The sequence below is a fragment of the Klebsiella sp. 2-CIP_Kleb. genome (assembly GCF_050378715.1).
GTDB lineage: Bacteria > Pseudomonadota > Gammaproteobacteria > Enterobacterales > Enterobacteriaceae > Klebsiella > Klebsiella quasipneumoniae.
Map to the genome: position 1 here is coordinate 38,914 of NZ_JBNRLG010000013.1, position 11,564 is coordinate 50,477.

Genomic DNA, 11,564 nt, shown 5'->3' on the forward strand with positions numbered 1-11,564 from the left:
GCTGAGTCGTCTTTCCTCTTTCTCGACACAGATACAGTAAGTATCATGCCACAGTCAATATATTACATATCGCAGTCAATTTCATTATAACTGGCTGATCCCGAGCCATCTTAAGCAACCCGACGTACGTGCAATCTGTGAATTCTGTGATTTTCCGCTTCCTCGCCGCTTTCTCACTCCGTGAGATCGCTTACTGCGGCGAGCGGCAGTGATTAATATTGGCTGCGGTATGTACTCTTTTGTACTCCCCTGCGGTCTTTGCATCACCCAATGCGGTTCACTTTGCACTTTTTCGTGCACTTTGCGTTTTTATTGTTGCTTTGCAATAAATTCCAAGATTTAATAAAATAATGCAAAGTGATGATTAAAGGATGTTCAGTATGGGACTCATGGATACACTCAACCAGTGCATAAGTGCTGGTCATGAAATGACGAAAGCAATCGCCATTGCGCAGTTTAATGATGACAGTCCGGAAGCCCGGAAAATAACCCGGCGCTGGAGGATTGGTGAAGCAGCTGATTTAGTTGGCGTGTCATCTCAGGCTATCAGGGATGCCGAGAAAGCTGGCCGGCTGCCTCACCCTGATATGGAAACCCGTGGAAGAGTTGAGCAACGCGTTGGTTATACCATCGAGCAAATCAATCACATGCGGGATGTATTTGGTACACGACTGCGCCGTGCTGAAGATGCGTTTCCGCCGGTGATTGGTGTTGCTGCTCACAAAGGTGGTGTTTACAAAACCTCCGTTTCTGTTCACCTGGCTCAGGACCTGGCCCTGAAAGGATTACGCGTTCTGCTTGTCGAGGGTAATGATCCTCAGGGCACAGCCTCGATGTATCACGGATGGGTGCCCGATCTTCATATACACGCGGAAGATACTCTCCTGCCCTTTTATCTTGGTGAAAAGGATGATGCCAGTTATGCGATAAAACCAACCTGCTGGCCTGGCCTTGATATCATTCCGTCCTGCCTGGCACTGCATCGCATTGAAACTGAACTGATGGGCAAATTTGATGAAGGAAAACTGCCCACCGACCCGCATCTGATGCTCCGCCTTGCTATTGAAACGGTCGCTCATGACTATGATGTGATTGTTATCGACAGCGCACCGAACCTCGGTATTGGCACGATCAATGTCGTATGCGCTGCTGATGTGCTGATTGTTCCCACCCCGGCAGAGCTGTTCGATTACACTTCTGCACTGCAGTTTTTCGATATGCTTCGTGATCTGCTCAGGAATGTGGATCTTAAAGGCTTTGAGCCGGATGTCCGTATTCTGCTTACCAAATACAGTAATAACAATGGTTCGCAGTCACCGTGGATGGAAGAACAAATTCGCGATGCATGGGGAAGCATGGTTCTTAAAAATGTGGTACGTGAAACCGATGAAGTTGGTAAAGGCCAGATCCGCATGAGAACCGTTTTCGAACAGGCGATTGATCAACGTTCTTCGACCGGCGCATGGCGAAACGCACTTTCAATCTGGGAACCTGTTTGTAATGAGATTTTTGATCGTCTGATTAAACCACGCTGGGAGATTAGATAATGAAGCGTGCCCCTGTCATTCCAAGGCATACCACACATACTCAATCGACTGAAGATACTTCATCACCGGCGCCGGCCGCGCCGATGGTGGATTCATTAATTGCGCGCGTGGGTGCTATGGCCCGCGGTAATGCTATCTCTCTTCCGGTATGTGGACGGGAAGTAAAATTTACCCTTGAGGTGCTCCGGGGAGACTCTGTTGAGAGCGCCTCACGCGTATGGTCAGGAAATGAGCGTGATCAGGAACTACTTACCGAAGATGCTCTGGATGATCTCATACCTTCATTTTTACTGACCGGTCAGCAGACTCCAGCTTTCGGCCGCCGGGTTTCTGATGTCATAGAAATTGCAGACGGCAGCCGTCGCCGTAAAGCCGCAATCCTGACGGAAAGTGATTATCGCATTCTGGTTGGTGAACTGGACGACGAGCAGATGGCTGCATTGTCCCGGCTGGGTAACGATTATCGGCCGACGAGTGCTTATGAACGTGGCCTGCGTTATACAAGCCGGCTGCAGAATGAGTTTGCCGGAAATATTTCTGCGCTTGCCGATGCGGAAAACATCTCTCGTAAGATCATTACCCGCTGTATCAATACGGCCAAACTGCCTAAATCAGTTGTTGCCCTGTTTGCACATCCTGGAGAACTGTCTGCCCGGTCAGGTGAAGCCCTTCAGAAGGCTTTTGCAGATAAAGAAGAATTACTGAAGCAGCAGGCTGAGACTCTCCACGATCAGAAGAAAGCGGGACTAATCTTTGAAGCTGAAGAGGTCATTAGTCTTTTAACATCCGTACTGAAACAATCTCGCGCATCAAGAGTTAATCTGAGCTCACGTCATCAGTTTGCTCCAGGGGCAACAGCATTGTATAAGGGCGATAAAATGGTGCTTAACCTAGATCGGTCCCGCATTCCTGCGGAGTGTATAGAGAAAATAGAAGCCATTCTTAAGGAGCTTGAGAAACCAAGAGTCTAATACGGACACGCTTTAGTCTACGGTTATCTCCCTTTACTTCATTTCCTTTCTCACAGGCCAGAAAACATAACTGGCCTGAATATTCTCTCTGGGACCACGGTCCCACCTGCATCGTCTGTCAGGTTATCTGCATGGGACCACGGTCTCACCTGCGTCATCGGTCAGGTTATCTGCCTGGGACCACGGTCCCACCTGCGTCGTCGGTCAGGTTATCTGTCTGGGACCACGGTCCCACCTGCGTCATCTGTCAGGTAATCTGTCTGGGACCACGGTCCCACCTGCGTCATCGGTCAGGTAATCTGTCTGGGACCACGGTCCCACCTGCGTCGTCGGTTAGGTTATCTGTCTGGGACCACGGTCCCACCTGCGTCATCGGTCAGGTAATCTGCCTGGGACCACGGTCCCACCTGCATCGTCGGTCAGGTAATCTGCCTGGGACCACGGTCCCACCTGCATCGTCGGCACATTATTAGTTTGGGACAACGGTTAAGCAATGCCTGTCACGAACAGGTATTGGCTTGTCGCCAGCAACCTGTTGAGCGGAGTAATCACGCAGCAGGGCGGCTATTACAGGTGATGGTGAAAGCTCTGTTGGGATCTGAACGAAGCATGTTGAGTGAAATTTGCAAAATTTCGCGGGGTGTGCGGCTTAATTTTAAATTTCGCCAGCATTTTTAAAACCAGCTGCCGCCGCTGCGCGTTGGCCGGTCCTTCGTCCGGCCGGTAACCAGTCCCGGCCGTTCTTACGACCCTGGATGAACATGGTCCCGTCATCAGCGTCTCCAGTGTGATGTCGTTTGTCACGCCGTCCGAGGGGATATCAGGGACACAACATATGGTAGAAAAAGCAGCTGTCTGAGACACAATATATTGATTATTCACAGTAACGGGGGATAACCGTGTGGGTAACATATTGAAAGTCCAACACGTTATCTGATTAACTGACTTTGTAAACGCCGCTGAACCATGAAAAAAATCCGGGGGAATCATCACAGCGCATAAACATACCGTTTTGTTTTTGGGTGACGGCAAGGAGGCCCCTGTTATCACCACATACCTTGTCAAAGGTTTCCATTCCTATCCTTATCAGGCTCTTTTCGTTATTTTCGGGAGAGATCCGGAGATGTTTTGTCAGCCAGACAGGATAGGTATCAGCGTTACGCCAGTACTGCAATTCAATCACTGAAGCCATTCCCCAGACAGTGAAGAATAAGAAAACCACACCTGCGATTTTGCTACCCATATTGTTCCTTAACATTGATTTAATACATTCCTTGCTCCTCGCACCGGAGCACATCACAGATACTGATTGAGATCCACTTCACGCAGCGGCTGGTTTTGACGTTCTGTTATCAATTGCACCAGGTCTTTTTCGTCCAGCGCATCGAGCATTTGTTCATACAGAGCCGCGGGCACACAATAAAAAACAGGGCGGTTGCGGTCAATAATCGCGACCGGGTAGCCGCCGCCGGCACTGGCGGTGGCCACCGGATCGTTTTTAAGTTCGCTGATGCTGGCAGTCACATCACACAGAATGATATTTGTCATGGTTCCCCCCTGAGACAAGTCATCTGTATGATCGGTAAAGTAAGCTCTTGCGGCAAGTCCCGTCTGTCATTTCGACGGTCAGAAACGGGCAACCGGCAGCTCCTTCCAGCGGGTGGTATATGCCGGTGACAGCATCTCCCGTTTCATCTGCCAGTCCGGCGCAATACCCCGTCCGGCAAACCAGACTTTCCCGAGTCCGGAATGATTAATGCCGTCGAGTACCTTCATCAGCGCATCGCTGTGCGGCCGTGGCTGCACGTCATCGAACAGATTCAGCTGCGCGACGCCGTTCGGACTGAAATCATTGAGCATTATCCCCGCTTTTGCGTAGCGGTGGCCATCGAGCCAGATCCTGTCCAGAGACCTGACCGCTGCCGCGATAATGTCCCGGGTGTCACGGGTAGGGGTGTTCAGTTTTTCCGTGGCCACGTTACCGTAATACGGCTCATTAACCGCAAAAGGGGATGTCTTGATGAAGGTGCTGATATGCCGGCAGTACTGTCGCTCACCGCGCAACTTTTCCGCCGCGCGCTCGGCATACTGGCAGACGGCCTGGCGCATTTCTTCGTAGGTGGTGATCCGCTGCCCGAAGCTGCGACTGCAGACAATCTGCTGTTTCGGCGGCGGCGCTTCCTCCAGCGAAATGCAGCTCTCGCCGTTCAGCTCACGTACCGTGCGCTCCAGCACTACGTTGAAGTTTTTCCGGATAAATGTAGGGTTCGTCAGCGACAGCTGCAGGGCAGTGGTGATCCCCATAACGTGCAGCTTTTTCGCTATCCGGTTCCCTACGCCCCAGATTTCTTCCACCGGCTGCAGGCTGAGTAATTTTGCCGTTCTGCGTGGATTTTCGGGCGACAGCGCCAGCACCCCACTGAATTGTGGCCATTCCTTTGACGCCCACTGCGCCGATTTGGCCAGTGTTTTTGTGGCGCCGAAGCCGACACCGATCGTCAGTCCGGTTCCACTGAGAACATGCCCACGCAGCTGCCTGCCAAAATCCTCCAGATCCATACAGTGGCCAATTCCCCGGGCATCCAGGAAACATTCGTCAATTGAGTATTGTTCGACGCGGGGCGACAGCTCTTCCAGCAGGGCGACCACACGGTTACTCAGGCTCGCGTAGAGCTCGTAGTTGCTGGAAAAAACGTACAATTTTTCAGGAAACTGCGCCTCTTTGAGCTGGAACCAGGGGGTTCCCATCTTTATACCCAGCCGTTTGGCTTCAGCACTCCGGGCAATAACGCAGCCATCGTTGTTACTGAGAACGACGACAGGTTTGCCGCGCAAATCCGGCCTGAAAACCTTCTCGCAACTGGCGTAGAAGGAGTTGACGTCTGCCAGGGCGAACATCAGTCTGCCTTCCGGGTTTTATGAATGAAGGCCGTCACCACGCCGAAAATTTGCAGCGTTTCCGGATCCGGGTACAGGGAAGGGAAGTCCGGGTTCATCGCCTGCAGGGCTGGCCGCGGCGTCAGAAGCAGGCGTTTTACGGTGAATTCACCCTCAATTTCCGCGATAACAATATCCCCGTGCCGCGGCTGTTCTGCTTTATCCACGACCATCAGATCGCCGGAATAGAGGCCAATATCAGTCATTGAGTTGCCAATCGCCCTGACAAAATAGGTGGAGTGGCGCCGGTGAATGCAGTACTCATTCAGATCCAGTTCAGACTCCGTGTAGTCCGCAGCCGGTGACGGAAAACCCGCAGGGCATCGCTCTGTGAACAAAGGAATTTTTACTATGCTGGCTTCTGATACTGCAGGAATGAACTTCATCGTTTTTCCCTCGCTTGAAACTGTATATATATACAGTATTATTTTGCGAAGGCCGTTTTTTTTCAAGTCATCTTGTTGCCGTTGTCTGTAACCATTTGCTGTTCCTGCAAAAACAGGGAAATTTCAGAAGGATCACTGCCAGTCCGGAGAATCGTTATCTAATAAAATGTAATATACTGAAGTACAGTGCATTTATTCTGAGTGGAGTGATTATGAATACGGGTTTAAGGCAGGTTCTGCGATATGCAGGCGTCCCGGTTGACGCCGCTGAACCGGTGCGCCGGCAATTCGGTAGCCGCCTGATTTTAATCGTGACGGTTGCTCTTCTTCCGCTGTTGATTGTTGACGTCCCTCAGTGGCTATTTGTGCTCTCTCAGATTATCTGGGGAAGCGGTATGTACATTGGTATCTCCGTGGCCAGTGATCAACCAGATCGCCGGTAAGCTCAGAACGAGAGGTCTCCCGGGCCGCCTGGTGACAGGCAACTGATAAACTGGCGCCATGCCATCAACACCGGATAAGGACGTCGCCGGCTTGTCGTTGCCGCCGGCTCCGCTTTGTCCGGCCCCCTCCCTCCGGTCTGCGGCCTGATTCCTGCGTCTGTCGCGTTGCGACATTTGCTTCCGCTTTTCTCCCTGCGGTCGAAATACGGGTTAGAGAAACCTTTTATTCAACCTCCTTCATCGCGACGGGTAGTGCCGTGCCTTCACTTTAGCCCGGCTGCTGCAGATGCAAGGGTTCGCTGACGCCGCCATCCTCGCCCGGTCGCAGTTTTTTTATGATGCTCGCCGTTCTTCCCGTCGTTTTCTCGCTCAGGTTTCGCTCGAAAACCGTCCAGACCAGCTTCGTGCTTTATCTGCGCTGCGGCCTCCGGTGTCGCCCCTGCATCTTCCGCTTTCCGCCGGGCTGTCGTGTCGGCACGGCACAACCCGGTGCCGCAATCTTATGAACCTGTGGAGGTTGCTATGTATCATGCCCGTCAAACCATGCTGAATGTAGAGGAGACCGACCGTCTCTCGTTCCTGCCGGATCTGTTTGGTAACGATTTTCTTGCCGGAGAGATGCAGGTCTATGCGCTCGCTGAGAAACACATCACCGATTACTGCGGAGGTTTCTGGCATTTCATCCGTATTCCGGAGGGCGGCGGCTACATGATGCCTGACGGTGACCGTTTCCATCTGACTAACCCGGATAACTGGTTTGATCGGTCCGTCAGCGCGGATGCGGCCGGAGTTATCATTACGGCGCTGGCGATCAACCGCCGTATCTGGCTGCACCATGAACGCGGTGATGCAGCCCTGACACGCCACCTGATGCTGCGGGAATCGCAGCTGTGGAATTTCATTGACTCTCATGACGAATGCGCTGCTATTTATGCGGCTCTGGACTGATACTACATCGGGGCGCCCGACGCCCCGTTTAAGGTCTGAGACGGCACGATCTGTGGGGAGCTTACCCGGCTTCGCAGATCGGTGCGGCCGCGCGAAAATCCTGGCAGGCTTCGCCTGCCGGTGAGGCGGTTCGCCACGCCTGCGGCGCTGCGTACTGGCCTCACCTCAACAGGTCGCCAGTTAAGGATTAAGAGCGTAATATCTGCGTACCTTTTCTCCTTTTGCGGAATTTGCGTATGTCGCAGTGGAATATTGCCTCTTTTTCAAAAGAGGAGCAGGACAAAGTTGCCGTCGATAAGGTGGCCGCTGCTGTCGCCTGGCAGGAAAGGATGAGCAAGCCCGTCGTGCCGGAACTTGTTGAACGGGAACAGCCTGAGCACCTGCGCGAGTATTTCCGTGAACGGCTCCGCGTACATCGGCTGAACAGTCAGCAGTTGCCGCGCGCAAATGCGCCTGAATATAATAAACCGGGCGAGGATCAGCAGAATTGATTTTCTTACTCAGTGTGTCCAGGGAGGGTAATCTGTGCGTATGTCTCTGATGTTTGCTGCCGTGACGCTTTTAACCGGTATTAACCTGTTTTTTATTCCGTTTCAGCCTGTTCCGGCTCTGTGGGGGGCTATCCTGGCCGTTGCTTTTGTTCTGATTAATGTCGTGGCGGATAAGCTGCGCCTCTGGAGTGGTATTGCGTGGATTATCGTTGCCGGCATCATCATAACGCTGATGCTGAAGGGGAAAGAGCCGGGTGACGAATTTCGTGTTCTGATCACCGTTTTCGCTTTCCTGGCTTCAATCTGGTATAGCGTTGCGCAGTTCAGGAAGGAAAATAAGCTCCGTTCCTGACGCCCCGTCTGGTATGCCGCCGGTTTATCATGGCTACTTTCCGGCGGCATGAAAAACATATTCTCTCCAGCCTGCATCCTTACGTTTCCGGTTTGATCCCTGCTGTCTGTCTGCTTTCTCTTCTTCTTCCTGCTGTGATGTCTCTTTTTAACCCTTAAAGGCTTTAAAAGCACATCCGCACTGGACACCTTCGGCTCCCGGCCAGCTGCGCTGTCCGGTCGTCGAGCCACACTCCGCCAGGGCAGCTGCTTCGCACCCGCCGGGCTCCGCCGAACCCGCAAGCGGTTTCGGGCCTGACGGCTAGTGTCTGATGTCTGAGGTCAAGGTCAACGGCAGCGCTTGCTGCGACCGTTCCGGCCGCGCCGCTTTCACCGTGCCGGCGAAGGGCTGCCGGCACTCTGCAGGGCAACGCCGTTTCGCGCCCGCGCTCTTCGTCGTTGCGGCGGGTGCCTGCTCCTTCCCCCTGGCGCCGTATCACCCGTTTGAGTCCATTCGCCGGGGCTGAGACAAGCACAACCCGTCTTGCTGTCCAGGGGATGGCAGAGCCTTTCGCAATAAATTTTTCCCGGCCATTCCGCTGCGCTTCATTAGACCGAAAAAAATTTCCCGCTCACCCCCGGACATCTGCACCGGGCCGTGCTCGTTTACGCCCTCGCGGCGAACGGCTCTCAAACGGGTGAAGGTTATATCCAGGGGGCAGGTTCAGCAGGTCCCCGCACAAAGTCAAAACCGCGGCCCCGGCAACTCAACGGGTGATGTTCTTTAAAAATCAGGAAAAAGAAAAATGCAGGATCCTTCATTGCGAACGTATCGGATCGCATTTCTGGGAAGCAATGCCAGCGGCAATCTGCCGATGTTTACCCGGGTGCAGGCCACGACCGGAAAACGGGCGATAAAAGCGTTTATTGAACGCTGTAAACCCGTCAAAGGCTGGTTTCTGGGCGCACCTGAAGACATTACCGATCAAGTTAAGAAGGAGGAAGAAGAGGCGGGAAGCAAACCGCAGGTATGAAAAAAGCAGGGTAAACCCTGCTTCTCCCACGCCGTAAAAATCGCACGAACGGTTTTTCCGGCTTAGTTAACTACCATAAGGAGTCAACTTTATGATCGTTTCTATTTTTTCACCTTCCGCAGGCGCTGTAAAGCCCCGTCGTCATTCGCGCATTCTGCGTGCAGATATCACCGCACCTGAGATTGATCCCGCTCTCAGAGCTTTCGGGCGTCATATCGCCAGAAGTCACCGCAAAGGGCGCGGTGTCCACATCCCCGCGATGAAAAATACCGCCCTCGGGCAGGTACTCCGCACGCTGGAACTGAAACGCGCATTTAACTGATGAGGTGAGCCGCCCCGCGAGGGGCGGCAACTGCAGGAAGGAGAAAACACAATGGCACCGACTACCGCACAGATCATGACGGAAAATACCGTCAGCCAGACTTACCGGGCAACCTATTCACCCGATGATAATAAATTGCGACTTTACGCATCATTACGGCTCGATGAAGAAACGTATTCCCTGATCAACAAAGCAGGCTTTCGCTGGGCGCCCAAACAGGAACTCTTTGTGGCGCCAGCCTGGACGCCGGGGCGGGAGGATGTCCTGCTTTCCCTCGCCGGTGATATCGAGGACGAGGACAGCACCCTGTTTGATCGCCAGGAGCAGCGCGCCGGGCGGTTCAGTGACTACAGTGACCGGCGGGCGGTTGAATCGGAGCAGGCGCTTGCGCATGTTGATTCGCTGGCATCGGCTGTCCCGCTGGGACAGCCGATCCTGGTAGGCCACCACAGCGAGCGCCGCGCGCGCCGGCATGCGCAGAAAATTGAGAACGGCATGAAACGTGCGGTGATGCTGTTCGAGCGCGCCGAATACTGGGAACAGCGCGCGCAGGCCTCTCTGCGGCACGCGAAATACAAGGAGCGTCCGGATGTGCGTTACCGCCGTATCAAAAAAATCGAGGCGGAATTACGCAAGTCCCAAAAGCACATTGCCCGGTCTGAAAAGTATATGACGATGTGGCGTGCGCAGACGCTCGATCTGAAAATGGCGTTACTGGTCAGTAATTATGATCATATTCATGCCTGCTTCACGCTCGACAAATACCCCCGCCCGGCAGAGAAAAGCCAGTATGAGGGCTCGATGTCTCTCCATTCTGCCCTGTCTGAGGAGATCATTACTTTTGAACAGGCGCGTGATATTGCGATCCGCTGTCATGAGCGCACGATTAACCACCAACAGCGCTGGGTTAATCATTACCAGAACCGCCTGGCCTACGAACGCGCGATGCTCAATGAAAACGGTGGAGTTGTCACCCGAACACAGGAATTTGAACCAGGCGGGCAGGTACTGAGCCGGGGAGAATGGTTAACCATTCTCCGGGTTAACCGGAGTAAGGGGGAGGTGAGTTCAGTCGAAACGCCCGGTTATCGCTTTCTGGGCTACAGCGGCACGATGAAACTCACGCCCGACCGTATCACGGACTACAAAGCCCCGACAGCGGAGGAAGCCAGCGACGCGAAGAAAGCGGCGAAGCGCCCACCGATCGTCAATTATCCGGGGGAAGGGTTCCGGGAAATGACAAAAGCCGAGTGGGCGAAATTACCCGCTGATTATAAAGGCGTGCGGGGTGCTGCAGAAACCGAAACACACGGCGCCTACCGCTTCCGCCGGTGCATGACGCACGGTTGTACGCTCGTGAATGTGTATATCACAGACATGAAAACCGTTGAAATTCCGAAAAAATAACAGGAAGGCTCCCCGGCATCTTGCCGGGGAGGTCAGGGAGTACATTCATGCATCATGACCTTAAACACCGTATTCAGGCGATGCGGGACAAACTGGAAGGGCGCGCCCCTGTCGCTGAAATTCAGGGTAGCTCGCAGCTTTTTGTTACCCCCTCCCCGGAATGTCGCCGGCTGGTTGAGCTGGCTGATGTCCGGGAAACCGATCGCATACTGGAACCCAGTGCCGGAACGGGCGCCATACTGCAGGCGATCAGGGATGCAGTCCCCCGGGCGAAGTGTGACGCCGTGGAGCTGCACGCCGGGTTAGCCCGTCACCTGCAGGCGCATTTCCCGGAGGTCCGGATCTGGTGCGGAGATTTTCTCGAATATCATCCGGAGCGCCGGTATACCCGAATTATCATGAATCCGCCGTTTCATCGCGGTGATGATATCCGGCATATCCGGCGGGCATTAACTCTGCTTGATCCTGGCGGGATTCTGACGGGCATATGTCTGGACGGGCCGCGTCAGCAAAAGGCGCTGGAGTCCCTGGCGGACGTCTGGGAGCCGTTGCCACGGGGAACATTCACGTATACCCAGGTAGCGACCGCCATTCTCAGAATTACCGTCTGATGACACGTTAAGCCGGCGGGGCACCTGTCCCCGTCTGGCCGCGCCTCGAAAGACCGCGCGCCTGCGGCGCCGGGAAAACCGGGCCGCGCTGACGCGCCGCCCGCATTTCCTTTCCGCGTCTTCCCTGTTTGCTGCCT

At 53.9% G+C, this 11,564-nt stretch carries 14 protein-coding genes; 10 read left to right on the top strand and 4 right to left on the bottom strand.

The window, feature by feature from the left end:
- The first annotated feature begins 380 nt into the window (after positions 1 to 380).
- Together sopA and ACQUTP_RS24735 are read left to right on the top strand one after the other, a co-directional pair.
- Positions 381 to 1,547 carry a plasmid-partitioning protein SopA gene (gene sopA / locus ACQUTP_RS24730; protein ID WP_000523813.1) on the top strand — a complete coding sequence of 389 codons (1,167 nt, stop codon included), beginning with the start codon at positions 381 to 383 and terminating at the stop codon, positions 1,545 to 1,547.
- Positions 1,547 to 2,518 (top strand): ParB/RepB/Spo0J family plasmid partition protein, encoded by a 972-nt coding sequence (locus ACQUTP_RS24735; RefSeq protein WP_047062010.1) that lies wholly within the window; start codon positions 1,547 to 1,549, stop codon positions 2,516 to 2,518. The genes sopA and ACQUTP_RS24735 overlap by 1 nt, the downstream gene beginning before the upstream one ends.
- 937 nt (positions 2,519 to 3,455) lie before the next feature.
- Here ACQUTP_RS24735 and ACQUTP_RS24740 read toward each other — a convergent pair.
- The 4 genes from ACQUTP_RS24740 to umuD all read right to left on the bottom strand — a co-directional run bounded on the left by ACQUTP_RS24740 (position 3,456) and on the right by umuD (position 5,841).
- Positions 3,456 to 3,761: a hypothetical protein gene (locus ACQUTP_RS24740; RefSeq protein ID WP_016156495.1), complete on the bottom strand. Its 306-nt coding sequence runs from the start codon at positions 3,759 to 3,761 to the stop codon at positions 3,456 to 3,458.
- A gap of 53 nt (positions 3,762 to 3,814) precedes the next feature.
- Positions 3,815 to 4,066 (bottom strand): type II toxin-antitoxin system Phd/YefM family antitoxin, encoded by a 252-nt coding sequence (locus ACQUTP_RS24745; protein ID WP_004118488.1) that lies wholly within the window; start codon positions 4,064 to 4,066, stop codon positions 3,815 to 3,817.
- A 78-nt stretch (positions 4,067 to 4,144) separates the two neighbouring features.
- A complete protein-coding gene (locus ACQUTP_RS24750; RefSeq protein ID WP_004118485.1) occupies positions 4,145 to 5,416 on the bottom strand; it encodes a Y-family DNA polymerase in 1,272 nt (423 codons plus the stop codon).
- Complete coding sequence (umuD, locus tag ACQUTP_RS24755; protein WP_047062069.1) at positions 5,416 to 5,841, bottom strand: translesion error-prone DNA polymerase V autoproteolytic subunit; 426 nt, start codon at positions 5,839 to 5,841, stop codon at positions 5,416 to 5,418. The genes ACQUTP_RS24750 and umuD overlap by 1 nt, the downstream gene beginning before the upstream one ends.
- 212 nt (positions 5,842 to 6,053) lie before the next feature.
- Between umuD and ACQUTP_RS24760 the strand changes: the two genes are divergently transcribed.
- The 8 genes from ACQUTP_RS24760 (at position 6,054) to ACQUTP_RS24795 (ending at position 11,427) form a co-directional block, all read left to right on the top strand.
- The gene (locus ACQUTP_RS24760; RefSeq protein ID WP_047062068.1) at positions 6,054 to 6,284 is read left to right on the top strand and encodes a hypothetical protein; all 231 of its coding nucleotides are present in this window, start codon (positions 6,054 to 6,056) and stop codon (positions 6,282 to 6,284) included.
- Positions 6,285 to 6,806: 522 nt separating this feature from the next.
- Positions 6,807 to 7,232, top strand: a complete 426-nt coding sequence (locus tag ACQUTP_RS24765) for an antirestriction protein (protein WP_047062067.1) — start codon at positions 6,807 to 6,809, stop codon at positions 7,230 to 7,232.
- A gap of 236 nt (positions 7,233 to 7,468) precedes the next feature.
- Positions 7,469 to 7,723, top strand: coding sequence for a DNA polymerase III subunit theta (locus ACQUTP_RS24770; RefSeq protein WP_023320090.1), 255 nt, complete (start codon positions 7,469 to 7,471; stop codon positions 7,721 to 7,723).
- Positions 7,724 to 7,757: 34 nt separating this feature from the next.
- Complete coding sequence (locus tag ACQUTP_RS24775; RefSeq protein ID WP_004118473.1) at positions 7,758 to 8,075, top strand: hypothetical protein; 318 nt, start codon at positions 7,758 to 7,760, stop codon at positions 8,073 to 8,075.
- Between the two features lie 784 nt (positions 8,076 to 8,859).
- Entirely contained in the window at positions 8,860 to 9,087 is a 228-nt protein-coding gene (locus ACQUTP_RS24780; protein WP_047062066.1) for a hypothetical protein, read from the top strand.
- Positions 9,088 to 9,178: 91 nt separating this feature from the next.
- Entirely contained in the window at positions 9,179 to 9,409 is a 231-nt protein-coding gene (locus ACQUTP_RS24785; protein WP_001568051.1) for a hypothetical protein, read from the top strand.
- Positions 9,410 to 9,460: 51 nt separating this feature from the next.
- Positions 9,461 to 10,816 (top strand): DUF3560 domain-containing protein, encoded by a 1,356-nt coding sequence (locus ACQUTP_RS24790; RefSeq protein ID WP_023320091.1) that lies wholly within the window; start codon positions 9,461 to 9,463, stop codon positions 10,814 to 10,816.
- 47 nt (positions 10,817 to 10,863) lie between these two features.
- Positions 10,864 to 11,427, top strand: coding sequence for a methyltransferase (locus ACQUTP_RS24795; RefSeq protein WP_047062065.1), 564 nt, complete (start codon positions 10,864 to 10,866; stop codon positions 11,425 to 11,427).
- Positions 11,428 to 11,564: the final 137 nt, after the last annotated feature.

What these genes read in the sequence shown, in the direction of transcription:
- sopA (WP_000523813.1), top strand. Translation starts at nt 381, where the DNA reads ATGGGACTCATGGATACACTCAACCAGTGCATAAGTGCTGGTCATGAA.
- ACQUTP_RS24735 (WP_047062010.1), top strand. Translation starts at nt 1,547, where the DNA reads ATGAAGCGTGCCCCTGTCATTCCAAGGCATACCACACATACTCAATCG.
- ACQUTP_RS24740 (WP_016156495.1), bottom strand. Translation starts at nt 3,761, where the DNA reads ATGGGTAGCAAAATCGCAGGTGTGGTTTTCTTATTCTTCACTGTCTGG.
- ACQUTP_RS24745 (WP_004118488.1), bottom strand. Translation starts at nt 4,066, where the DNA reads ATGACAAATATCATTCTGTGTGATGTGACTGCCAGCATCAGCGAACTT.
- ACQUTP_RS24750 (WP_004118485.1), bottom strand. Translation starts at nt 5,416, where the DNA reads ATGTTCGCCCTGGCAGACGTCAACTCCTTCTACGCCAGTTGCGAGAAG.
- umuD (WP_047062069.1), bottom strand. Translation starts at nt 5,841, where the DNA reads ATGAAGTTCATTCCTGCAGTATCAGAAGCCAGCATAGTAAAAATTCCT.
- ACQUTP_RS24760 (WP_047062068.1), top strand. Translation starts at nt 6,054, where the DNA reads ATGAATACGGGTTTAAGGCAGGTTCTGCGATATGCAGGCGTCCCGGTT.
- ACQUTP_RS24765 (WP_047062067.1), top strand. Translation starts at nt 6,807, where the DNA reads ATGTATCATGCCCGTCAAACCATGCTGAATGTAGAGGAGACCGACCGT.
- ACQUTP_RS24770 (WP_023320090.1), top strand. Translation starts at nt 7,469, where the DNA reads ATGTCGCAGTGGAATATTGCCTCTTTTTCAAAAGAGGAGCAGGACAAA.
- ACQUTP_RS24780 (WP_047062066.1), top strand. Translation starts at nt 8,860, where the DNA reads ATGCAGGATCCTTCATTGCGAACGTATCGGATCGCATTTCTGGGAAGC.
- ACQUTP_RS24785 (WP_001568051.1), top strand. Translation starts at nt 9,179, where the DNA reads ATGATCGTTTCTATTTTTTCACCTTCCGCAGGCGCTGTAAAGCCCCGT.
- ACQUTP_RS24790 (WP_023320091.1), top strand. Translation starts at nt 9,461, where the DNA reads ATGGCACCGACTACCGCACAGATCATGACGGAAAATACCGTCAGCCAG.
- ACQUTP_RS24795 (WP_047062065.1), top strand. Translation starts at nt 10,864, where the DNA reads ATGCATCATGACCTTAAACACCGTATTCAGGCGATGCGGGACAAACTG.